At 71.2% G+C, this 23,638-nt stretch carries 19 protein-coding genes; 10 read left to right on the forward strand and 9 right to left on the reverse strand.

What is annotated here, in order from left to right; genetic code table 11:
• Nucleotides 1-102: 102 nt before the first annotated feature.
• The 6 genes from OB08_RS15345 (at nucleotide 103) to OB08_RS15370 (ending at nucleotide 6,509) form a co-directional block, all read left to right on the forward strand.
• Nucleotides 103-1,164 carry an SseB family protein gene (locus tag OB08_RS15345; protein WP_461476238.1) on the forward strand — a complete coding sequence of 354 codons (1,062 nt, stop codon included), beginning with the start codon at nucleotides 103-105 and terminating at the stop codon, nucleotides 1,162-1,164.
• 71 nt (nucleotides 1,165-1,235) lie between these two features.
• The gene (locus OB08_RS15350) at nucleotides 1,236-1,619 is read left to right on the forward strand and encodes an ArsR/SmtB family transcription factor (protein ID WP_461476240.1); all 384 of its coding nucleotides are present in this window, start codon (nucleotides 1,236-1,238) and stop codon (nucleotides 1,617-1,619) included.
• The gene (locus tag OB08_RS15355) at nucleotides 1,616-2,092 is read left to right on the forward strand and encodes an SRPBCC family protein (RefSeq protein ID WP_461476242.1); all 477 of its coding nucleotides are present in this window, start codon (nucleotides 1,616-1,618) and stop codon (nucleotides 2,090-2,092) included. The genes OB08_RS15350 and OB08_RS15355 overlap by 4 nt, the downstream gene beginning before the upstream one ends.
• A gap of 1 nt (nucleotide 2,093) precedes the next feature.
• Entirely contained in the window at nucleotides 2,094-2,690 is a 597-nt protein-coding gene (locus OB08_RS15360; RefSeq protein WP_461476244.1) for a dihydrofolate reductase family protein, read from the forward strand.
• Nucleotides 2,691-2,745: 55 nt separating this feature from the next.
• Complete coding sequence (gene ligD, locus OB08_RS15365; RefSeq protein ID WP_461476246.1) at nucleotides 2,746-3,777, forward strand: non-homologous end-joining DNA ligase; 1,032 nt, start codon at nucleotides 2,746-2,748, stop codon at nucleotides 3,775-3,777.
• A 146-nt stretch (nucleotides 3,778-3,923) separates the two neighbouring features.
• Nucleotides 3,924-6,509 (forward strand): carboxypeptidase regulatory-like domain-containing protein, encoded by a 2,586-nt coding sequence (locus OB08_RS15370; protein ID WP_461476248.1) that lies wholly within the window; start codon nucleotides 3,924-3,926, stop codon nucleotides 6,507-6,509.
• Between the two features lie 19 nt (nucleotides 6,510-6,528).
• On the opposite strand, the gene OB08_RS15375 is transcribed toward OB08_RS15370, so the two are convergent.
• The 9 genes from OB08_RS15375 to OB08_RS15415 form a co-directional block, all read right to left on the reverse strand.
• A complete protein-coding gene (locus OB08_RS15375) occupies nucleotides 6,529-7,575 on the reverse strand; it encodes an ATP-dependent DNA ligase (RefSeq protein ID WP_461476249.1) in 1,047 nt (348 codons plus the stop codon).
• Between the two features lie 63 nt (nucleotides 7,576-7,638).
• Nucleotides 7,639-10,545: a helix-turn-helix transcriptional regulator gene (locus OB08_RS15380; RefSeq protein ID WP_461476251.1), complete on the reverse strand. Its 2,907-nt coding sequence runs from the start codon at nucleotides 10,543-10,545 to the stop codon at nucleotides 7,639-7,641.
• Between the two features lie 43 nt (nucleotides 10,546-10,588).
• Nucleotides 10,589-10,855 (reverse strand): hypothetical protein, encoded by a 267-nt coding sequence (locus OB08_RS15385; RefSeq protein WP_461476253.1) that lies wholly within the window; start codon nucleotides 10,853-10,855, stop codon nucleotides 10,589-10,591.
• Between the two features lie 121 nt (nucleotides 10,856-10,976).
• Nucleotides 10,977-12,131, reverse strand: a complete 1,155-nt coding sequence (locus OB08_RS15390; RefSeq protein WP_461476255.1) for an AI-2E family transporter — start codon at nucleotides 12,129-12,131, stop codon at nucleotides 10,977-10,979.
• 62 nt (nucleotides 12,132-12,193) lie between these two features.
• A complete protein-coding gene (locus OB08_RS15395) occupies nucleotides 12,194-13,426 on the reverse strand; it encodes an acyl-CoA dehydrogenase family protein (protein ID WP_461476257.1) in 1,233 nt (410 codons plus the stop codon).
• An 81-nt stretch (nucleotides 13,427-13,507) separates the two neighbouring features.
• On the reverse strand, nucleotides 13,508-14,233 hold the full coding sequence (locus tag OB08_RS15400; RefSeq protein ID WP_461476259.1) for a formylglycine-generating enzyme family protein: 726 nt from the start codon (nucleotides 14,231-14,233) through the stop codon (nucleotides 13,508-13,510).
• A complete protein-coding gene (locus tag OB08_RS15405) occupies nucleotides 14,230-15,354 on the reverse strand; it encodes an alcohol dehydrogenase catalytic domain-containing protein (protein ID WP_461476261.1) in 1,125 nt (374 codons plus the stop codon). The genes OB08_RS15400 and OB08_RS15405 overlap by 4 nt, the downstream gene beginning before the upstream one ends.
• 83 nt (nucleotides 15,355-15,437) lie before the next feature.
• On the reverse strand, nucleotides 15,438-18,164 hold the full coding sequence (locus OB08_RS15410; protein WP_461476263.1) for a cation-translocating P-type ATPase: 2,727 nt from the start codon (nucleotides 18,162-18,164) through the stop codon (nucleotides 15,438-15,440).
• Nucleotides 18,165-18,296: 132 nt separating this feature from the next.
• Nucleotides 18,297-18,980: a TetR family transcriptional regulator gene (locus OB08_RS15415; protein ID WP_461476265.1), complete on the reverse strand. Its 684-nt coding sequence runs from the start codon at nucleotides 18,978-18,980 to the stop codon at nucleotides 18,297-18,299.
• Nucleotides 18,981-19,106: 126 nt separating this feature from the next.
• Here OB08_RS15415 and OB08_RS15420 point away from each other — a divergent pair, with 126 nt between their 5' ends.
• The 4 genes from OB08_RS15420 (at nucleotide 19,107) to OB08_RS15435 (ending at nucleotide 23,599) form a co-directional block, all read left to right on the forward strand.
• Nucleotides 19,107-20,705, forward strand: a complete 1,599-nt coding sequence (locus tag OB08_RS15420; protein WP_461476267.1) for an FAD-dependent oxidoreductase — start codon at nucleotides 19,107-19,109, stop codon at nucleotides 20,703-20,705.
• Nucleotides 20,706-20,852: 147 nt separating this feature from the next.
• Nucleotides 20,853-22,016: an ADP-forming succinate--CoA ligase subunit beta gene (sucC, locus tag OB08_RS15425; protein WP_461476269.1), complete on the forward strand. Its 1,164-nt coding sequence runs from the start codon at nucleotides 20,853-20,855 to the stop codon at nucleotides 22,014-22,016.
• 31 nt (nucleotides 22,017-22,047) lie between these two features.
• A complete protein-coding gene (gene sucD, locus OB08_RS15430) occupies nucleotides 22,048-22,950 on the forward strand; it encodes a succinate--CoA ligase subunit alpha (protein WP_461476271.1) in 903 nt (300 codons plus the stop codon).
• Nucleotides 22,951-23,158: 208 nt separating this feature from the next.
• On the forward strand, nucleotides 23,159-23,599 hold the full coding sequence (locus OB08_RS15435) for a nitroreductase family deazaflavin-dependent oxidoreductase (RefSeq protein ID WP_461476273.1): 441 nt from the start codon (nucleotides 23,159-23,161) through the stop codon (nucleotides 23,597-23,599).
• Nucleotides 23,600-23,638 lie beyond the last annotated feature (39 nt).

The raw sequence follows: 23,638 nt of genomic DNA on the forward strand, positions 1-23,638 counted from the left end.
CACCAACCTGAACGCCGAGTACATCTAGCGCCCGGCGGGGCCGGGGCCGCAGCCTGGGGAGAGCGCCGGTCGCCGAGAGGACGTCCGGGTTAGGCTCGAAACATGGCACTGTTCTCGCGCCGACCCAAGGACTCCTCCGAACCGCAGGCGCAGGAGGCGGTCGACGAATCGGTCGATGCGACGCCGGTCGCTCCGGTCGCGGAGGCGGGCGCAGACGCCGGCGCGACCGACGCGGATGCTGACGCCGACGCCGCGGCCGCGGCATCCGTCAACATCTCGGTGTCCTCCTTCGGGGGACTCGGTGCGACCTCGCCCGCCGCGTCCGCCCCCAAGCTGCAGGCGCGGCGCACCGCGCGCGCCGCGACGAGGGTCGCGCCGCCCGAGACCGAGACCGTGCCGGGGCTCAAGGACAACGTGCTCGTGCGGGAGGCGCTCGCGCGGATCGCCGACGGCACGGCTCCGCAGGCGCTCCTCGACGTGGCTCGCCAGTCGCTGCAGGGGCACCTTTTCCTGCGGGTGAAGGGCGACGCGCGCGCGCTGCTCGCCGAGGGCAAGGAGCTCCCGCTCGCGATGGTGAAGGTGGGCGATCGGGCCTTCGCGCTCGCGTACTCGAGCGGCGCGTCTCTCCAGGCGGCCGTGCGCGCCGACGGCGATGCCGACACCTCCGCGATGGGGCAGCCGGTGCTCGCCGTCATCCGGCACGTGCTGGCGGGGCCGTACGAGGGCCTGATCATCGATCAGTCGTCCGCTCCGGCGCGCGCCGTGCTTCCGAAGGACCTCCTGCAGAAGGTCGTCGAGAAGGTCGACGACCAGCTCGCGGTCAAGACACTGCTGGCGGCCGAGCGGACGCCTGGGACTGCGGCGGCCGTGGCGCAGGCGCTCACGCGCGCGCCTCTCTGGGTCGCCGTGGGCAAGCTCGAAGACGGCCGACCGGGTATCGCCGAGGGACGGTCCGAGGACGGGGCCCGCTACCTCGAGGTGTACTCGCATCCGCTCGAGGTCGCGGTGATGGGCCGCGGCGACCAGGCGGCGCCGGTCACGGCCGGTCAGCTCGCGGCGGCGCTCGGCGACGAGGGGCTCTCGGGAGTCCTCGTCGACCCGGCAGGCCCGTGGATCCGTCTGTCACGCGACGAGCTCGCTCCGGTGCTCGCCGCCGCCGACTGAGGGGGTCTTGACGGGACATCCGCCTCGGCGTAGCTTGTTATCAACTAATCGATTGATAAAGGATCAAGTTGATGACGACTGACGACGCAGCACTCGATCGGGCGTTCGCCGCGCTCGCCGATCCGGTGCGGCGCGCGATCATCGCCCGGCTCAGCCGCGGATCGGCGACGCTCGGTGAGCTGGCTGAGCCGTTCGACATCTCGCTGCAGGCCGTCTCGAAGCACATCACGGTGCTCGAAGACGCCGGGCTGGTGTGGCGCACGCGAGAGGCGCAGCGCAAGCCCGTCCACCTCGACGCCGCCGCGCTCGAGCGCCTCACGGCCTGGATCGACCGGTACCGGCTCGACGCCGAGCGTGCGTACCGCCGCCTCGACGCCGTGCTCGCCGCTGCGGCATCCGCTCAGACCCCTCGCAGGAGAACCGCCACCACCCGTACGAAGGAGAAGGAATCATGAGCAATCCGCTGACCATCGACAGCGTCCCGGGTACGTCGTACGCCGACATCACCCGCGAGTTCGACGCCCCCGTCGAAGCGCTCTTCCGCGCCCACGCCGACCCCGAGCTCTTCATGCAGTGGATCGGCCCGGGCGAGGAGCGCACCGAGATCACCCGCTGGGACTTCCGCTCGGGCGGTGAGTACCGCTTCGTGCAGAGCGACGCAGAGGGCGAGTACGCGTTCCGCGGGGTGTTCCACACCGTCCGCGAGAACGAGCTGATCATCCAGACGTTCGAGTACGAGGGCTGGCCCGACGAGGTCAGCATCGACGCCATCCGGTTCGAGTCTCTTCCGGGCGGACGCTCCCGCCTTGTCGACCACAGCGTGTTCCCGACCAAGGAGGTGCTCGAGAACATGGTCGCCGAGGGCATGGAGCGCGGCATGCGCGAGGGCTACGAGAAGCTCGACCGCATGCTCGCCGAGGGGGTGTGACATGGGTAAGGTGGTCGGCTCGGCGACGATGTCGCTCGACGGCTTCGTCGCCCACGAGAACAACGACCCGGGTCGACTTTTCGACTGGTACGAGGCGGGCGACATCGAGGTCCTGACCGCGAGCGAGCCGGCGTCGTTCCACCTCACGCCCCCGAGCGCCGAGTACTGGCGCGAGTGGGTCGGGCAGATCGGATGCCTCGTCGTCGGGCGCCTGCTGTTCGACATCACCGACGGCTGGAAGGGCGAGCATCCGCTCGGCGTGCCGTTCGTGGTCGTCACGCACGCCGCACCGAGCGACTGGGAGCACGCGCACACCGGCAACGCGCATTTCGTCACCGACGGCATCGAGGCGGCGATCGCGCTCGCGCAGGAGATCGCCGGGGAGCGCACCGTCGCGGTCGCGGCGGGCACCATCGCCGGGCAGGCGCTCGCCGCCGGTCTCGTCGACGAGGTCGCCATCGACCTCGTGCCGGTTGTGCTCGGCACCGGCCACCGCTACTTCGCCGACGTCGACCCCGCCGCCGTCCGCCTCGGCGACCCGACGACGATCATCCCGTCCACGCGCGTCACGCACATGGTGTTCCCGGTCGAGCGCTGAGCAACGACGTGAAAGAGGGGTGCGGGATGCCGCGTCCCGCGCCTAGGGTCGAGGCATGGCGTCCGAGCGCATCACGCTGACCATCCCCGGCCCCGACGGCGACCGCGAGGTGGGGCTCTCGAGCCCGAACCGCGTGATCTGGCCCGAGCTCGGGATCACCAAGCGTGAACTGGCCGAGTACCTGCTCGCCGTGGCCGATCCGTTCCTCGCGGCGAACGGTGACCGCCCGGTCTCGCTGGAGCGCTTCCCCGAGGGCGTCGGCGGGGAGCGCTTCTACTCGAAGAACCCGCCCAAGGGCGCGCCAGGATTCGTGGAGGCCCAGACCGTCACATACAACAGCGGGCGCAAGCATCCGCAGATCTTCCTGACCGAGATCGCGGCGGCCGTGTGGGCCGTCCAGATGAACACGATCGTGTTCCACCCGTGGGCGTCGCTCACCGCGAACACCGACAACCCGGTCGAGCTGCGGATCGACCTCGACCCGCAGCCGGGCACGGATTTCGCGGATGCCGCTGCCGTCGCGCCGGCGCTGCGCGACGTGCTCTCGGAAGCGGGGCTCACGGCTTTCCTCAAGACGAGCGGCAATCGCGGCATCCACGTGTTCTGCCCGATCGAGCCGGAGTGGGAGTTCCTCGACGTCCGGCACGCCGTCATCGCCGCCGGACGCGAGCTCGAGCGGCGCATGCCCGACAAGGTGACGATGAACTGGTGGAAGGAAGAGCGCGGAGAGCGCATCTTCATCGACTTCAACCAGGCGAACCGGGATCGCACGATGGCCGGGGCGTACAGTCCGCGCGCCCTGCCGACCGCGACCGTCTCGACGCCGCTGACGTGGGACGAGCTCGAGGCCGGCGTCGATCCGGCGACGTTCACCGTGCGCACTGTGCCGCAGCGACTCGCCGACATCGGGGATCCGTGGGCCGACCTCCTCGAGAAGCCGGGCCGTATCGACACCCTGCTGGAGTGGTGGCAGCGCGACCTCGATGGCGGCCTCGGCGAGCTGCCCTTCCCACCGGACTTCCCGAAGATGCCGGGCGAGCCGCCGCGGGTGCAGCCCAGCCGCAAGAACCCCGAGAACTGGGACTGAACCGGGCGCCGTCGCGCCAGAGCTCGGCAACCGGACAAGGTTTTCCACAGGCGCGAAACGGCCGAGCGCCCGCCTCTGTGAAGATGGCGTCGGCGCGGTCGGCAGGGGGCCGGTACTCTCCGCGCGAACTCACGGGGAGTCCCTCTATGACCGCAGTCCTGCATCGCTCCGCCTCCCGAGTCATCGGGTGGCTTCTGGCCGTCGCTCTGGTGATCTCCGGAGCAGTGATGGCGACGGATGCCGCGCACGCGGCATCCATCGCCGGAACCATCGCCGGCACCGTGGTGGATGAGTCGGGCGCTCCCGTGCAGGGCGTCGAGGTCGTCGCGCATCGCTACAACGCGGAATGGGACTACTGGGAGTGGACCAGCTCGGTCTCCACGGGCGAGGACGGCACGTACTGGTTGCCCGACCTGCCGGCCGGCGAGTACAAGCTGCAGTTCACCCCCACGGCGTGGGGCTCGACCCACGTCGCCGAGTGGTGGGACGGGGCGGCCGACGAGTGGTCGGCCACACCGCTCACGCTCGAGGACGGCGCCGTGCTCGAGGGCATCAGCCCCGTGCTCGCGCAGGGCGGCTCGATCTCGGGTGTCGTGACGGATGCCTCGGGATCCGCTGCGGAGAGCGTCTCGGTCGTGGTGTTCGGTGCCGACGAGTGGACCCCCGTCGGCTCGGCGACGACCGACCCCTGGGGCTCGTACGCTGTCGGCGGCCTGCCGGCGGGCGAGTACCGCATCCAGTTCCAGACCGACTGGGCGGCGCAGAGCCTCGTGGCCGAGTGGTGGGACGACGCCGTCGACTTCGCGTCCGCGACGCCAGTCGATGTGGCCGCGGGCACCGAGACCGCGGGGATCAGCCCGCAGCTCGCGGCGGGCAACAGTGTGTCGGGCGTCGTGACGGACGAGGCGGGAGAGTCGGTGCCCTCGGTCGTGGCGCAGGTCTACTCCGCCGAGTCGTCCATGCCGGTCGCCTCCGGGTGGACGGATGAGTACGGCTCCTACGTCGTCCGTGGCCTGCCCGACGGCGACTACCACGTCGAATTCAACGCCCAGCACGTTGATCGTCCGCTCGCGAGCGAATGGTGGGACGACGCCGCCCGTCAGCAGGAGGCGACCCTCCTCAGCCTGTCCGGCGGGACGCAGCTCAGCGATATCAGCCCCGTGCTGGGCGCAGCGGGCGCGATCTCGGGCACCGTCGCCGACGAAGCGGGGATTCCAGTCACAGGCGCTTCCGTGAGCCTGTACACCTTTGACGCGGACTCCGGCGAGGCCGAGTGGCTCACGAGCACCTGGGTCGACGGAGACGGGGCGTTCCTGCTCCAGGGCGTTCGTCCGGGTGCCTACAAGATCGAGGTGCAGACCGGCTCCGCCGACGTGCTGGGCGAGTGGTGGCGTGATGCCACCGGCGCCGCGGATGCCGAGGACGTCATCGTCGCCGCCGGCGAGACGACGAGCGGGATCGACGTACGCCTGTCGGCTGCCGGGCACATCTCGGGCACCGTCACGGATGAGACCGGCACGCCGGTCGGCGGGGTGACCGTCATCGCGTACGGGGCGGATGGCTCGGGCATGGCGACCCTGTCGGAGGAGAACGGCCGGTTCCGGGTCGGAGGACTTCGCACCGGCGCGTACACGGTCCAGTTCGCGACGGACCCCTGGACGTCGCAGAACGTGGCCGGGGAGTGGTGGGACGATGCCCTGAGCATCGATGACGCGACCGCCATCGACGTCGTGCAGGGACAGACGGTCGACGGCATCGACGCCGTGCTCAGCATCGCGGGAAGCATCTCGGGCACGGTCGTCGGTGCCGACGGGGCCCCGCTGATCGATGTCGAAGTGCATGCCTACGAAGCGGATGCCGAGACCCCGGCCGCGGGTACGTTCACCGATGCCAATGGCGCATTCACGGCGCGCGGCCTGAGGGCTGGGGAGTACCGCCTGCTCTTCAGAACGTGGGCCGAGGGCGGAGAGCTTCACGAGTGGTGGAGCGACGCCGCGACCCGTGACTCAGCGACCACGATCACCGTCGCAAAGGGCGAAGCGGTCTCGAACATCGATGAGACGCTCTCCGAATCGGACGGGTCGGTGCTGGAGACGTTCAACGCCACGATCTCGGGACGGATCGTGGACGAGCAGGGTCAGCCGATCCCGGGCGTGATGATGGGCATCGAGAACGCGGACCATCCGGCCGGCGACCCGATCTGGGTCGGCGAAGACGGTACCTGGTCGGTCTCCGGCCTGACGGCAGGGCGCTACCGCATCTACGCGACGGCGACCATCGACGGCCAGGTCGTCACGCGCTGGTGGGAGGACGCTCTCGACAAGGAGAGTTCCGACATCATCGCCGTCACCCGTGGCGAGCAGCGCACGGGCATCGACTTCGTGCTCCGCGCGCCGGTCCCGCCGCGACTCGATTCGGCGACGCCCGAGATCGAGGGACCGCCGCGCGTCGGCTCGGTGCTCTCCGTTGACCCCGGCGCGTGGACCGCCGACACCGAGTTCTCGTACCAGTGGTTCGCCGACGGCGAGCCGGTCGACGGAGCGACCTCGCAGACGTTCGCACCGGCCACCGGGCACGTCGGGAAGCGACTGACGGTTGCCGTCACGGGTTCGCTCGCGGGTCACGCAAGCGTCACTGAGCTCTCCGAGCGAAGTGCGCCGATCAAGCCTGAGAAGGTCAAGAAGACGACGCACCTGCCGGTCACCGCCGAGCCGGTTCCCGTCGCCTTCTGACGGTCCTGGGCGGCGTGCGTCAGTCGAGCACGTCGCCCAGGTCGTAGGCCGAGACCGTCTCGAGCTGGTCGTACGTGCACGACCGAGCGTCGCGATCGGGCCGCCAGCGCTCGAACTGCACCGTGTGACGGAAGCGCCATCCCTCGAGCTGGTCGTACCGCACCTCGAGCACGCGCTCGGGTCGCAGATGCACGAACGACGAGTCGCGGTCGGGGGCGGAGAACCGGGACTTCTCGCCCTCGCTCTTCACCGCGGCACCCGACTCGTCGCGCTCGACGAGAGGGGCGAGCTCGTCGATGAGTTCGAGCCGGCGCGCATTGCTCCACGCCGCGACCCCTCCCACGGGGTAGAGGACCCCGTCGTCGTTGTAAAGGCCCACCAGCAGCGACCCCACGCCCTGCCCCGACTTGTGGATGCGGTAGCCCATCGCCACGACGTCGGCCGTGCGCGCGTGCTTGATCTTGAACATCGTGCGCTTGTTCGGTGCGTAGGGCTGGGCCAGCGGCTTGGCGATCACTCCGTCGAGTCCGGCGCCCTCGAACTCCGAGAGCCAGCGCTCGGCGACCGCGGGATCGTCGGTCGTGCGCGTCACGTGCACGGGATGCGGCACGCTGCCGAGCAGGTCGACGAGCTCGGCCCGGCGCACATCGAACGGCTCGGGCTGCAGGTCGCGCTCGCCGCGCGCGAGCAGGTCGAAGGCGATCAGCATCGCCGGGGTCGTCTCGGACAGCATCGTGACGCGGGAAGCGGCGGGGTGGATGCGCTGCGTGAGGGAGTCCCAGTCGAGACGCTGCGCTCCCGGCTCACCCTTGGGGACGACGATCTCGCCGTCGATCAGGCACGGCTCGGGCAGCAGCCGCGCGAACGCCTCGACGAGTTCGGGGAAGTAGCGGGTGAGCGGCTTCGCGCCGCGAGAGCCGATCTCGACGGTTTCGCCGTCCCACGAGATGAGAGCGCGGAACCCGTCCCACTTGGGTTCGAAGCTCAGCCCGCCGGGCGTCTTCGCAGGGTCGGGGACGGCGGGCACGGACTTCGCGAGCATCGGCGCGGGGATCTCGTACGGCATGGACCCATCCTGCCGTGCGCCCCCGACGCGCTCCTAGAGCCGGCCGAGCGAGAGCGGCCGCCGTCAGGGAGCGACGGATGCCGAGAACAGCGCGGCGGCCTCGGCGCGGTTCGATGCACCGATCTTCGCCAGGATGGCCGACACGTGCACCGACGCGGTCTTGGGACTGATGTACAGCCGGCGCCCGATCTGCGGGTTCGTCAAGCCCTCCGCTACGAGGGCCAGTACCTGGCGCTCGCGCGGCGTGAGCGACGCGATCGCGTCGCCGGCGGATCGTTCGGCCCCCGGACCGACCCCGGCCGCCCCCTCGAGCCGGGCATGCTGCGCCAGCTCGGACGCCCAACGTGCCACGCGCGCCACGCCGTGCGCCGGCGCCTCCGTGTGGATGCGGTCCAGCACGGTCGCCGCGGCGTCGCGGTAGCCGTTCTCGATGAGCGCTGCCGCGAGGCCCAGCCGCGCGACGTGACGATGCCACACCGGCAGAACCCCCTGCTCGATCGTCTCGTCGACGGCACGCCAGGCGGCGACGCGCTCGCCGGGCGGGGCATCCCACGCCACGGCGACCCGGATGAACGCCGCGAAGGCCGACGCAGGCCCCGGATCCGCCCAGCCGTCCACGATCCCGAGCAGCTGCGCGCGACGCGGATCGTCCGCGCCGCCGCCGCCCGCCGCGAGGAGCAACGCGGCGGTCACCGCCGCATAGCGGCCGATGGGGGGAGAGGTCGCCGTGTCGACGAGGGCGAGAACCGCATCGAGGCTCTCCTCGGCCTCCGTCGTGCGCGACCCTCCACCGGGCAGCGAGAGCGCGGCATCCGCTCTGTCGATCACCCACGACCCGTGCTTCTCCGGATTGGCGCGCAGCGATTCCTCGATCGTGACCCGCTCGGAGGCGAGGAGCGACGCCCGGGCGTCCGACTGGTCGTCCCACGCGTAGTGGGTCGAGATGAGCCGCAGGACTGATCCGCGCGAGCCGCCGTCCGACAGGCGGTGCGCACGGCGCGCGAAGCTCAGCCCCTCGTCGGCGCGGCCGACCGAGAACAGCGCGCGCGACAGCGAGAACGCGATCGACGAGCCGGACCCGCGCTCGATCCCCGCGCGCACGGCGTCGGCGTAGTGCTGCTCGCCCAGCTTCACCGCATCGTCGAACCGCCCGAGCCGCTGCAGCAGATCGATGTGCGCCACGCCGACGTACGCGCGCATCGCCGGGTCGAGGGTCAGCCCGGCCGCGCGCTCGATGGGTTCGAGCGAGCGCTGAGGGTCGTCCTCCTCGTCGGCGATGCGCCACGACTCGATCGTCAGCGCGACGGCCAGGGCGGGCTCGTCGCCCGCCTCCTCGGCGATCGCGATGGCCCGCGCGGTGTGATCGGCCGCTTCGTCGCCCCTCTCGGCGATCGCAAGATTCGACAGGATGCGCGAGAGCAGCGCGCGCGCCCGAGGGTCGTCCGAGTCCTCGAGCAGGGCGATCCCCGACAGGAGGTCCTCGCGGCGGTTGCGGTGCTCTGTGTTGAAGATCTCGACGAACCGCTGCCGCAGCAGTCCCGCGCGGGTGACCGGATCGTCAGGGCACACGGCGAGACCCTCGTTCGCGGAGCGCAGCGCGCGCTCGGTGTCGCCGAGATCATGCCACGCCTGCGCAGCCTCGAGATGCAGCTGCGGCAGCGTCGTGCGGGCTCGGGTCGCGGCATCCGGCACCTGATCCCACAGCTCTGTCAGGCGCTCGGCGAGCTTCGCGGAGGTCGCGGGCGAGAACCCCGCCTGCGACTGGGCGAGCGCCACGACCGTCGCGTCGAACGCCGCCGTCAGATCGCGCGCGGCGAGCCAGTGCTCGCCGATCGCCGAGACGGCATCGGGCGAGTCGCCGCGCTCGGCGGACAGGAACTCGGCGTAGCGGCGGTGCACCCGCACCCGCTCGCTCGGGAGCATCTCGGCGTGCACCGCCTCCTGGGTGAGCGCATGGCGGAAGCCGTACCCTGCGCCGTCGGCGAGCACGACCCGGGCGTCGATCGCCTCGCGCACCGCGAGGTCGAGCGCATGGTCGTCGAGCGCCGAGACGGCGACCAGCACGTCGTGGTCGGTGTGCATGCCGCCGGCGGCCATCGCGCGAACGGTCTCCTGCCCGTCGTCACTCAGCCGGGCGTAGCGCGCGAGCACCAGCTCCCGCAGCGTGTCGGGCAGCCCGCGGTCGCCGAGATCGACGAGCTCCTCCACGAGGAACGGGATGCCGCCGCTGCGCTCGGCGAGGGCGTCCACGTCGCGCGCGTGGTCGGCGGTGAGCTGGGCGACCTGCTCGGCCACCTCGTCGGGGGTGAGCCGCCCGATCTCGATGCGGATGATCGACCGGGTGCGGTCGAGCTCGGCGAGCACGGGCTTGAGCGGGTGGAACCGGTCGATGTCGTCGGACCGGTAGGTGGCGGCGATCGTGAGATGGCGGCCGCGGAGGGTGCTGGCCAGCGTCTTCAGCAGCGCCAGGGTCGCGGCATCCGCCCACTGCAGATCCTCGATCACGACCACGACGTGCCGGTCGGCGGACAGCGTCTCGAGCAGCACCTCGATGGCCTCGGCGAACTCGCCGGGGCGCTGATCGGCCGACCCTGGATCGTCGGCGATGCCGGGCACGAGGGCTGCAAGCGTGGCGATGACCGAGGGCGACCCGGCCGCGGCGCGCAGGGCGTCGGTGCCCAGGGCGGTGTGGAGGTCGCGCAGCACGCGGCGGATCGGCCCGAAGGGCGCGCCGATCGGTCCGAGGTCGACGCACTGGCCGATCGCGACGACGAGCGGTGCATCGCCGTCGCGGCGGATCGCGGCCGCCGCGAGGAACTCCTGGACGAGGCGGGTCTTGCCGATTCCCGCCTCGCCGCGCACGATCACGGTGCGGGGGCGACCGGCGCGGCCGTCGTCGAACGCCTCGAGAAGCGAGTCGAGCTCGGCCCGCCGCCCGATCATACGAGGGCTCGAGGCGAGTGCGGGCATGGTCATATGCTCGCACCTCCCGGCCGCGCAGTGGAGGGGGCGGTCACGACGAGGGGCCGGCGAGGGCGAGCGTCGCCGGGTCGCACGGCGGGCACGCCACGGACGCCGGCGCGGCGGCCCGCTGGGCGGACCCCCGTGCAGGCCGCCCGCCGAACAGGGACCACACGCCGCGGCTGCGCGAACGACCCGGCTGCGTCACGACCCCCGCGTCGTGCCGCGCGCGGTGCGAGACGCGCAGCGCGTGCTCGCGGTCGAGGTCGGCGGCGCGCTGCTGGTCGAGTCGGTATGCGGTGAAGGTCGAGGCATCCATGTCGTCTCCTGTTCGTCGCCGCGGCGGCTTCGTACAGGTTCGACTGTGCTCCCTAAGGGGTGTCCTCCCCATCGGACGGATGCCCTATCTTGCGATCGGGTCGTCCTAGGGCGGTGCCGGGTCAGGCTTCGATCGGATGCTTCGGCCGGGCCCAGCGTGCCGGCAGGTCCGGTCCGTCCCACACCTGGATGACGCCCCACGCTGCGGCTGCGATCGGCACGGCGAGCACGGCGCCCACGATGCCGCCGAGCACCGTGCCGACGGTCAGGGCGATCAGGATCACGAAGGCATGGAGCTTCATCGACCGCCCCATCAGCACCGGCTGCAGGAAGTTGCCCTCGAGCTGGTTCACGAGCACGACCACGCCGACGACGAAGAGCGCGTTGACGAGGCCGTTCGAGACGAGGGCGACGAGCGCGGCGAGGATGCCGGCGAGCGTCGCACCGACGATGGGGATGAACGCCAGGAGGAAGACGAGCACCGAGAGCGGGATCGCGAGGGGCACCTGCAGGATCAGGAGGCCGATCAGGATGCCGACGGCGTCGACCAGGGCGACGGTCGCAGTGCCGCGCACGTACGAGCCCAGCACGCCGACCGTCTTGTCGCCGATCCGACGAGCGCGCACGTAGCTCTCGCCGCGGAACGGTCGCAGCAGGAACTCCCACATCTGCGGCCCGTCCTTGAGGAAGAAGAACAGGATCGTCACCATGAGGACGAGCCCGGTGACGAAGTCGAAGACCTGGCCGACACCGGCCAGAGCGCCCGAGCCGAACTGCGCACTGGTCACGAAGTCGGTCGCCGCGGCGATCCACTCCTCCACCTGCTCGGGCGAGAGGAAGTCGAAGGGCAGGGTGTTCGCCCAATCCAGGACGTCCTGGAAGCCGTCCTCGGCCTGCGCGTACAGCTCGTCCCACTGGTCGCGGACCGCCCACACGATGAGCCATCCCAGCAGGCCGAGGATGACGACGATGGCCAGCAGGGTGATCACGGTGGCGAGCACCGACGGCACGCCGCGCCGCCGCATCCAGGCCATGACGGGGTGGAAGGCGCACGCGAGGATCAGTGCGATGACGAGGGGGATCGTCACGAGCGTCAGCGACTGGATCGCGTAGACGATCCCGGCGACGACGGCGACGACGACGATGATCTGCACGGCCCGGATGGCGAGCTTGCCGAACCCGTCGGCCCAGAGGCTCCACGGCGCACGGGTCGCCTTGGGCTCCACGTCGTGGGACTCGAGGCGCACGGTCTGCGGAGCGTTGCGGAAGAGTCCCATGCGTCGAGGCTAACCGTGCCGGCCGCGCGGCCCGAGCGGCTTGCCGGGGCGGCGCGGGGTTGCTAGGCGAAGGCGCTCATGCCCGTGATGTCGCGGCCGATCAGCAGCGCCTGGACGCTCTCGGTGCCCTCGTAGGTGTGGATGGCCTCGATGTCGGCCATGTGCTGCATCACGCCGTTCTCGAGGAGGATGCCGTTGCCGCCGAGCAGATCGCGCGCCGTCGCCGCGATCCGGCGGGCCGCGCGGGTGTTGTGATACTTCGCCAGCGAAGCCTGGGTCGGGCGCAGATCACCGGATGCCTCGAGGTCGGCGAGATAACGGCAGTAGAGCTGCATCGCCGTGAGTTCCTCGAGCATCTGCGCGAGGCGCTCCTGCACCATCTGGAACTTCGCGAGCGGCTTGCCGAACTGCATGCGCTGTTGGGAATACGACAGTGCGGCCTCGTAGCAGGCGGTCGCGTGGCCGAGCGCCGACCACGCGACCCCGGAGCGCGTCGAGTAGAGGACGGTGGACGCGTCCTTGAAGCTGCGCGCGCCGGGAAGCACCGCGTCGAGCCGGACGCGCACGGCGTCGAGAGTGATGTGGGCCTGATGGATGCCGCGCAGCGACGCCTTGCCGGCGATCACCGTGCCGGTGTACCCGGCGGTGGCCTGCTCGACGAGGAAGCATCGCACCGCCCCGTGCTCCGGGGCGTCCGGATCGTCCACGCGCGCCCATACGAACGTGATGCCGCCGGATGCCCCGTTCCCGATCCACTTCTTCGCACCGTCGATCACCCACCCGTCGCCGTCTCGGCGCGCAGTGGTCTCGAGCGAGACGGAGTCGGAACCGTGGTCGGGCTCGGTGAGCGCGAACGACGCGGGCACCTCACCTCGCGCGACGGGCTTCAGCCAGCGGGCCTGCTGCTCGGGGCTGCCGAACAGTGCGAGGGTGCGCAGCGCGAGCCCGCCCTGCACCGCGATGACGGTACCGAGCGATCCGTCCCCGCGCGAGACCTCCATGTTCACCAGGCCGGCCGCGAGAGGCGAGAACCGCGTGAGATCGGGGTGCTCGATGCCGTCGTTGAAGAGGTCGAGCTCGCCGAGGCGCATACCGAGCTCGAGCGGGTAGGTCGCGGCATCCCACGCCTCCTGCATTCGTGTGCCGACCTCGTCGACGTACGCCTGCGCGCGCTCCCACACGGCGCGGTCCTCGGCGGGGATGTCCGCGAACACGCCGTAATAGTCGGTGCCGAGCCGCGCGGTGACGTCGTAGCCCTCGGTGCTCTGACCGGGGCGCGGGGTGAAGTCGGTCATGGCGGCTCCTGACGACGGGTAGTGAGTCGACGTCGATTCTAGTGGAACTCAATACCGCTGTCAGCAGGACTGAGTGTCACGTCACCGTGTCAGCGGGCCGTCGCTGAGCGCGCGCTCCACGTCGGCGCGCGCAGACCAGCCCTGCGCGGCATCCGCCCCCTCGAACCCGCCGCGCGCGACCCGGAACCCGACGTCGTCGTGGGTCACCCGCGGCGGACCCCCGCGGCGGGTGGATGCCCGCACGCTCCAGGCGTCATCCGCGAAGCCGCCGCCGCGGAACACGCGGTAGTCGTCGTAGCGGGCGGGGTCGAGCAGGTCCCAGCACCACTCCCACACGTTGCCGAGCGTGTCGAACAGGCCGAAGAGATTCGGATGCTTGCCGCCCACGTGCTGCGGTGAGGCGACGCCGTCCGCGCTCGTCCACGCGACCTCGGCGAGGGGGCCGTAGTGCGGCCCCGTCGAGCCCGCGCGGCACGCGTACTCCCACTCCGCCTCGGTCGGGAGGCGGAACCCGTCGGCGTCGACGTGCCACGTGACGTCCTCGCCGTCGAAGCTGTAGGCGGGATCGAGACCCTCCCATTCCGACGCGGCGTTGCAGAAGCGGATCGCCCGCAGCCAGCTCACCTCGCGCGCCGGGCGACGCGGGTGGGCGGCCGCCTCGCCGGTCACCTCGGCGAGCTGCTGCTCGGTCACCGGGTAGACGCCGATCTCGAACGCCTCGAGCGCGACCGTCCAGCGGGTCTTTCGCCGCGCGTCGTGCAGGGTCACCTCGCCCGCCGGGATGCGGGCGAGCTCGAGGTCGCTCATGCGTCACCGATCGTGATGAGCTGGCGCAGCTCACCGCCCGCGGCGAGACGGTCCATGGCCTCGTCGAGGTCGTCGAGGCGGATGCGCGACGAGACGAGCCTCTCGAGCGGCAGGCGTCCGTCGCGCCACAGGCCGACGTAGCGCGGGATGTCGCGGCGGGGCACCGCCGAGCCGAGGTAGCTGCCGACGACGGTGCGCGCCTCAGCGGTGAGTAAGAGCGGCGACACGGCCGCGTGGGCATCGGGGGCGGGGAGGCCCACCGTCACCGTGGTGCCTCCGGGAGCCGTGAGCGCGAGCGCGGTCTCGAAGGCGCTGGCGGCGCCCGCGGCCTCGATGACGACGGGAGCACGGATGCCGCGGTCCACGGCGTCCGCCGGGCTCAGGGCCTCGACGGCCCCGAGCTCACGCGCGAGGCCGAGCTTGGCGTCGACGGCGTCGACCCCGACGACCTCGTGCCCGAGGGCCACGGCGACGAGCAGCGCCGCCATGCCGACGCCGCCGAGACCGACGACGATGACCGGGTCGCCGGGCGCCGGGCGGCCGGCGTTGAGCACGGCGCCGCCGCCGGTCAGAACGGCGCACCCGAGCAGCGCCGCGATCTCGGGAGGAACATCCGCGTCGACCTTCACGACCGAGGTGCTGCTCACGACGGCGTGTGTTGCGAAGGCCGAGACGCCGAGGTGGTGGTGGACGTCCTGCCGAGCGCCGCGCGGCGTAGCGCGATGAAGCCGCATGCCTCCGCCGACGAGCGTGCCGGCGTTGTTCGCCGCGGTGCCCGGAGTGCACGGGAGCCGGCCGTCGGTGCGGCAGCCGTCGCACTGCCCGCAGCGGGGGAGGAAGGTCATGACGACGCGGTCGCCGGGTGCGGCATCCGTCACCCCTTCACCCACCGTCTCGACGATGCCGGCCGCCTCGTGGCCGAGCAGCATCGGCATCGGGCGCACCCTGTTGCCGTCGACGACGCTGAGGTCGGAGTGGCACACCCCGGCAGCCTCGATGCGGACCAGCAGCTCACCGGGGCCGGGCGGGTCGAGCTCGAGGGGGCCGACGGTGAACGGCCGGGACCGGGCGAAGGGCGCGGGTGCCCCCGAGCGCTCGAGGACGGCTCCGATGATCTCCACGTGTCTCCCTCGTCGTCGGCGGGTGCGACTTCCACGCTACCCACCGGCGGGGCGACCGAGCCTCCGTGCCGCCGCGGACGTCGTCAGGGGCGGGATGCCGCGTCCCGGGCCAGCCGTCCGCGACGGACCCACTTCTCGAGCTCGACCACGACCGGCACGATCAGCGACAGCCCGATGCAGATCAGCCACTCGTCACCGGAGAGACCCGTCGTGCCGATCAGCCGCTGCATGAAGCCGATCTCGACGGCGACGACGGTCAGCGCGGTCGGAATCGCGAGCCACTTGATCGCCGTGACGATCGGGGCGGCGAGGCCCGACTCGGGATCCCGACGCATGACGAGCCCGCCCAGAATGGACCCGAACGCCGCGATCACGAACGTCATTGTCACGGGCGCGTTCGGCTCGGTCGAGCTCGCGAGCTCGGGCCACACGAGGAGCGGCACCAGCGACGTGACGAAGATGAGCGCGCCGTAGAAGAACCACATCACGACGGCGTTGCGGTTCGCGATGGTTTTCTTCGGGTCGCGCGGCGGCTTCTGCATGATGCCGTCCGGGACGGGATCGAGCATGATCACGATCACGGGGAAGATCGACACGAAGAAGTTGAGGAACAGCACCATGATCGGCGTGAGCGGCACGCCGTCGTTGATGTCGAAGATGCTCGCCACGAGGAACAGCAGCACGAGCGAGAACAGCTGCGCCATCTGGTACCGGACGTAGCTGACGATCTTGTCGTAGATCGAGCGACCGAGCCGCACTGCGGTGACGAGCGTGCCGAAGTTGTCGTCGACGAGGATCATCTTGCCGGCCTGCTTGGTCACGTCGCTGCCCGAGCCCATCGCGACGCCGATGTCGGCCTGCTTGAGGGCGGCGGCGTCGTTGACGGCGTCGCCGGTCATCGCGACGACCGCACCGTCCTCCTGCATGAGGCGCGCGAGCCGGAGCTTGTCCTCCGGGGTGACGCGACCGAAGACGTGCAGGTTCGGGAGGGCGGCCTTGAGCTCGTCGTCGCTCATCGCCTGGATGTCGGCGCCGCTTGCGGCCCCCGGGCCGAGGCCGAGCTTGGCGCCGATCGCGGCGGCGGTGATCGCGTGGTCGCCCGTGATCATGCGCACCTCGATGCCGGCCGCCTGCGCGATGCGCACGGCCTCCTGCGACGAGGGACGCAGCGGGTCGATGATGCCGACGAGCCCGACGAACGTCAGGTCCTTCACCTCGGCCATCGGATCGGCCGGCACCGGCGCTCCGGCGACGAAGCGCCGCACGGCGAACGCGAGCACGCGCAGGCCCTGCTCGCTGAGCGAGCGATTAGCGTCGAGGACGTCCTGCCGGTGCGCGTCGATGGGCGCCGGCCCGTCGGCGGTGAGCACGGTCGAGCACCGGTCGAGCACGACGTCGGGTCCGCCCTTGACGAGCCCGACGAGGCGTGTGGTGCCCTCGTGCGGCACCTCGTGGAACGTCGCCATGAACTTGTAGGCCGAATCGAACGGCACCTCCGCCGCGCGCGGGTACTGCGCGCGCGTGAGCTCCGCGTCGGCGCCCATCTTGGCCGCCAGCACCACCAGCGCAGCCTCGGTCGGGTCGCCGATGACCGCGCCGTCGTCCGACACCGTGGCGTCGCTGCAGAGGGTGAGGCCGAGCGCGAGCTGCGCGAAGTCGGGGGCGGGCTGCCCCGCGACCTGGCGGATCTCGCCGGTCTTCTCGTACCCGCTCCCGCCGACGGTGAACCAGTCACCGGCGAAGTAGAGCGACTCGACCGTCATCTCGTTCATCGTGAGCGTGCCGGTCTTGTCGGAGTTGATGGCGCTCGTCGCGCCCAGCGTCTCGACGTCGGTGAGGTTCTTGACGACGGCCTTGTGCTCGGCGAGCTGCCGCGAGCCGTACGAGAGCATCGCCTGCACGAAGGAGGGCATGCCCGTGGGGATGGCCGAGATCGCCATCGAGATGCCGAGCAGGATGACCGACGCGGTCGGCTGTCCGCGCAGGATGCCGGTGACGACGATGACGGCGACCGCGCCCCACGCGATCCAGCCGAGGACCCCGGTGAGGGAGTCGAGCTCGCGCTGGAGAGGCGACTTGGCGGGCTTGACCGCCGAGAGCATCGACGCGATCTGGCCCATCTGGGTGCCCATGCCCGTGTCGGTGACGACCACCGAGGCCGTGCCGCGCGTGACGAGCGTGTTCTGGAACACCATGTTCGCCCGGTCGCCGAGCGTCGTGTCGGCGTCGGCGATGGTCGCGGCATCCTTCGCGATCGGCGCGCTCTCGCCCGTCAGCGCCGCCTCCTGCGTCTCAAGGGTCGCCGACCGGAGGATGCGCCCGTCGGCCGGGACGATGTCGCCGGCCTCGACGGACACCAGGTCGCCCGGCACGAGCTGCGTCGCGTCGAGCTGCAGCAGCGCGCCGTCGCGCGTGACCTTGGCCTGGGGGATCTGCATCTTCGCGAGCGCGTCGACCGATGCCTTCGCCTTGAGCTCCTGCTTCGCGCCGAGCACCACGTTGAGGATCACGAGCGCGCCGACCAGGATGCCGACGCTCACCTGGTTGATGACCAGGCTGATGACCGCCACGGCGACGAGCATGATGTTCATCGGATCGGCGAGCTGCCGCAGCGACACCTGCCACACCGACGGCGCGGGTTCGGCGGCGATCGAGTTGGGCCCGTGCTCGGCGAGCCGCTTCGCGGCCCCGGCGGCGGTGAGGCCGCGTTCGCGGTCGGTGCCGAACGATGCCAGCACGGCGTCCGCGTCCTGGGTGTACCAGGGGGTCGTGTCGGCGGCGGCGGTGGGAGACGAGTCCACGGTGCTCATGGCCCTGACCCTACCGCTGGGAACCGGCCGCGACGAGGGTGAGATCCGCGGGTTCCGGGATGATCCCGGGACTGCATGCCGCGACCCGGCCGGGCCGCTCTCGCGGGCGGGTCCGGCGTGCGGACGGGTCGCTCAGTCGAGCCGCTCGCGCAGGCGCCGCGCCACCTCCGCCGTGGGCATCGAGCGCGGGAACACCGCCACGACGACGTCGTCGGCTGCGGCATCCCTCGCCTCGTCGTCGGGCTGCACGCCGAAGCGGCGCAGCGCATCGTCGAGCGCCCGGCGCAGCACCGACACGGGCACGCGCCTGGGTCCGCGCAGCAGCTGGCGCAGCACGTGGTTGTGGATGGCCGTCACGAGGGCCGCGAAGCCGACCGCGTCGATCGGGTCGAGGCCCGGCAGCGCGCCGCGCAGGTACTCGTCGAAGAGCCGCTCGTACCGGAAGACCGTGACGATCTCGCGTTCGCGGAGGGCGGGCACCTGGCGCACGACCGTGTAGCGGCGCCGCGCGAGCTCGGGATCGGCGGCGAAGTGCGAGTAGACGAGGACGGATGCCTCGCACACCGCTCGCCACGGATCCGCGTGCGGGCCGGCGAGGAACGCGCGCAGGCGGGCGAGGAGCAGCTCGTGGTCGGCGAACACCACGTCGTCCTTGCCGCCGAACTGGCGGAAGAAGGTCGACCGCGACACTCCGGCCGCCTGTGCGATCTGCTCGACCGACGTCTGGTCGAAGCCCTGCTCGGCGAAGAGCTCGAGCGCGGCGGCGACCACCGCGGACTGCGGCGCGGCGGACGGGATCGCGGTGGTGTCGGTCATCTCGGGGAGAGCCTAGTGAACGGATGCCTTCGCCCGCGGCATCCTGCCCGCGATGCCCGGGTTCGCACCCCGCCGCGACGTGTCAACCCGTTGTCCGAGCGGCCCGCGCAGGAGTTGAGTGGCACGATGACGCCGATCTGGAAACTGGGAAGCCCGATCGTCGAGGGCACGCCTTTCGAACCGGGAAGACACCGCGACGTCATCGTCGTGGGAGCCGGTGTCACCGGCCTCGCCACCGCGCTCCTCCTCGCCCGCGACGGCCGCGACGTGGCGGTCATCGAAGCCGGCGAGGTCGCGCAGCTGGCGACCGGTGCCAACACCGGCAAGCTTTCCCTCCTGCAGGGCTCGGTGCTGTCGTCGCTGCGCCAGCATCACGGTCCCCGGCTCGTGCGGGCCTACGTCGACGCGAATCGCGACGGCGCGGACTGGCTCCTCGACTTCGCCGAGAGCGCGGGCGTCGGCTACACGCGCCGCACCGCCTACTCGTTCGCGCAGAGCGGCGAAGGGGTGGAGTGCGTCGGTGCGGAGCTGGATGCCGCGGCCGAGGCGGGCCTCCCGGTGCGCCGCGTCACCGCCGAACAGCTCGCCGAGAGCAGCGTGCCCATGGTCGACGCGGTCGCCCTCGACCGTCAGGTCGCCATCGATCCGCAGCGGCTGGCCGTCGCCCTGGCACACGCGTTCCTCGCCGCCGGCGGGACGCTGCACACGGGCGTGCGCGTGACGAAGGTCCACATCATGCCCAAGGCGCATGTCGAGACCACGTCCGGGTCGGCGTGGGCCGACCGTGTCGTGCTCGCGACCGCCGCGCCGATCACCGACCGCGGGCTGTACTTCGCGAAGGTCCGCGGGATGCGGTCCTCCTGCGTCGCGTTCGCGTACGACGGCCCGGTGCCCGAGGGGCTCTACCTGTCGGTCGACGGGCGCACGAAGTCGGTCCGCTCCATCACGCCCGACGACGGACCGGCCGAGGTGGCGCAGCTGATCGTCGGAGGCAACGGCCATCCCGTGGGCCGCGAGCCCTCGCCGCAGGCGGGCATCGACGATCTGGTGCGCTGGACCCGCGAGCACTTCCCCGGCGCCGAGCCGGTGGCCCGGTGGTCGGCACAGGACTACCACTCGCACGATCTCATCCCCTTCGTCGGCGCGATGCCGCGCGGGCTCGGGCGCATCCGGTTCGCCACGGGCTACGCGAAGTGGGGCCTGTCCAACGGCCCCGCCGCCGCACTGCGCATCGCGGCCGAGATCCGGCGCGTGCCGTGGCGCGAGCGCCCGGAGTGGATGCGGACCATCGCCACGCGCATGACCGTGCCGTCGGATCTCGCGCGCGGCGGCGTCGAGAACCTGCGGATCGGGTGGGAGGCCGCGGCGGGCTGGGCCGGTGCGCAGGCGGTGCCGACGCCGATCACGCGCCCCGCCGAGGGCGAGGGAGTCGTCGCCAGCCGCGCCGGTCACCCGGTCGGCATCTCCACCGTCGACGGCACGACCAGGGCCGTCAGCGCGGTCTGCACGCACCTCGGCGGCGTCCTCGGATGGAACGACGCCGAGCAGTCCTGGGACTGCCCGCTGCACGCCTCCCGCTTCGCGCCGGACGGCACCCGCATCGAGGGCCCGGCGACGTGCGACCTCGTGCGGCTCTCGCGTGTACGAGGGGAGGAGCTCGAGCCGGATGCCGCGCCCGCGGCGGCGCCCGCAGCGGGTCGGGCACAGGCATCCGCCCGCGGGTGATCGGCGCGCACCCGCGAACCCCGGCGCGTCGCTGCGGTCAGGAGCCCTCAGCAAGCGGTAGTAGGCTGGGGGACTGGTCGATATCTCGACGTCGAGACGCTTTTCGCGTCATCCCACCCCCATTCGCCCCCTGCGAAGGAATGCACTGTGGATCTGTACGAGTACCAGGCACGTGACCTTTTCGAGAAATACGAGGTGCCGGTTCTCGCCGGCATCGTCGCCGACACCCCGGAGGAGGTGCGGGCCGCAGCCGAGAAGATCGGCGGAGTCGTCGTCGTCAAGGCGCAGGTCAAGACCGGCGGTCGCGGCAAGGCCGGCGGCGTCAAGGTCGCCAAGACGCCCGACGAGGCCTACGAGGCTGCGAAGGCCATCCTCGGCCTCGACATCAAGGGTCACGTCGTCAAGCGCGTGATGGTGGCGCAGGGCGCCCGCATCGACAAGGAGTACTACTTCTCGGTGCTGCTCGACCGCGCCAACCGCTCCTACCTCTCGCTGTGCAGCGTCGAGGGCGGCATGGAGATCGAGGAGCTCGCCGTCGAGCGTCCCGAGGCCCTCGCCCGCGTCGCGGTCGACCCGCTGCAGGGCATCGACAAGCAGAAGGCGGTCGAGATCGCCGAGGCCGCCGGCTTCGCACCCGAGCTCGTCGACAAGGTGAGCGACGTGTTCGTCAAGCTCTACGCCGTCTACAAGGGCGAGGACGCGACGCTCGTCGAGGTCAACCCGCTCATCCTGTCGGAGGAGGGCGACATCATCGCCCTCGACGGCAAGGTCTCGCTCGACGAGAACGCCGACTTCCGCCACGCGGGCCACGCGCTCCTCGAAGACAAGGCCGCGGCCGACCCGCTCGAGGCGAAGGCCAAGGAGAACGACCTCAACTACGTCAAGCTCGACGGCGAGGTCGGCGTGATCGGCAACGGCGCGGGCCTGGTGATGTCGACGCTCGACGTCGTTGCGTACGCCGGTGAGAACCACGGCGGCGTGAAGCCCGCCAACTTCCTCGACATCGGCGGCGGCGCGTCGGCCGAGGTCATGGCCGCCGGCCTCGACGTCATCCTCGGCGACCCGCAGGTCAAGAGCGTGTTCGTCAACGTCTTCGGCGGGATCACGGCGTGCGATGCCGTCGCCAAGGGCATCGTCGGCGCGCTCGCCGAGCTCGGCTCGAGCGCGTCGAAGCCGCTGGTCGTGCGCCTCGACGGCAACAAGGTCGAGGAGGGCCGCGCGATCCTCCGCGACGCGAACCACCCGCTCGTGACGCTCGCCGAGACCATGGACGAGGGCGCCGACAAGGCCGCCGAGCTCGCCAACGCCTGATCCGGAATCCGAAAGAACGAGGAACAGAGAAATGTCGATCTTCCTGAACAAGGATTCCAAGGTCATCGTCCAGGGCATCACCGGCGGCGAGGGCACCAAGCACACCGCGCTCATGCTCAAGGCCGGCACGCAGGTCGTCGGCGGAGTGAACGCCCGCAAGGCCGGTACCACGGTCCTGCACCACGACGCCGACGGCAACCCCGTCGAGCTCCCCGTCTTCGCATCGGTCGCCGAGGCCATCGAGAAGACCGGCGCCGACGTGTCGATCGCGTTCGTGCCGCCCGCGTTCACCAAGAGCGCCATGGTCGAGGCCATCGACGCCGAGATCCCGCTGCTCGTCGTGATCACCGAGGGCGTGCCCGTCGGCGACACCGCCGAGGCGTGGGCCTACGCGCAGTCGAAGGGGAACACCACCCGCATCATCGGGCCGAACTGCCCCGGCATCATCACGCCCGGCGAGTCGCTCGTCGGCATCACGCCCGCCAACATCACCGGCAAGGGCCCGATCGGCCTCGTGTCGAAGTCGGGCACCCTGACCTACCAGATGATGTACGAGCTGCGCGAGATCGGCTTCTCGACGGCCATCGGCATCGGCGGCGACCCGGTCATCGGCACGACCCACATCGACGCGCTCGCCGCGTTCGAGGCCGACCCCGAGACCAAGGCGATCGTCATGATCGGCGAGATCGGCGGCGACGCCGAGGAGCGCGCGGCCGACTTCATCAAGGCCAACGTCACCAAGCCGGTCGTCGGCTACGTCGCCGGCTTCACCGCGCCCGAGGGCAAGACGATGGGCCACGCCGGCGCGATCGTCTCGGGCTCGGCCGGAACCGCTCAGGCGAAGAAGGAGGCCCTCGAGGCCGCCGGCGTCAAGGTCGGCAAGACCCCGAGCGAGACCGCCGAGCTCATGCGCGGCATCATCGCCGGCCTGTAACCCAGGCACTACACCCGAAAGGCCCCGCGTTCGCGCGGGGCCTTTCGGCTTCTCCGCGGCGGTCGGGGGCGTCCTCTCGTGTCGCGCGGGCGCGTGGACTTCGCCGAATCGCGCAGTCTTCGCAGGATTTCCGCCATCCCGCTGCGATATCCGTGCGTTTCTGCGACGTTCGCGGCCCTCACCCATCGCCGCGACATAGCCTGGATCCATGCCGCTGACCGGAGAGTACAAGCCGTCCACATCCGCCTGGGCCCGCAAGCAGGCCGAGGCGTTCGAGGCCTCGGACGGCAAGAAGGCCAACACGCTGCGGGGCGTGCCGATCATCGTCCTCACGTCCGTGGGCGCGAAGAGCGGAGGCCTGCGCAAGACGGCGCTCATGCGCGTCGAGCATGAGGGCCGCTACCTCGCGGTGGCCTCGAAGGGCGGGCATCCCTCACCGCCGAACTGGTACTGGAACATCGTCAAGAACCCGCACGTCGAGCTGCAGGACGGTGACGACAAGCGCGACTACCTCGCGCGCGAGCTGTCGGGCGACGAGCGCACCGAGTGGTGGGCGCGCGCCGTCGAGGTGTGGCCCGACTACGACGAGTACCAGACCAAGACCGATCGTCAGATCGCGATCTTCCTGCTCGAGCCGATCGGATCCTGACGTGGAAGAGAGCGGATGCCTCGGCCGAGGCATCCGCTC

The organism is Microbacterium sp. HJ5, assembly GCF_054824025.1.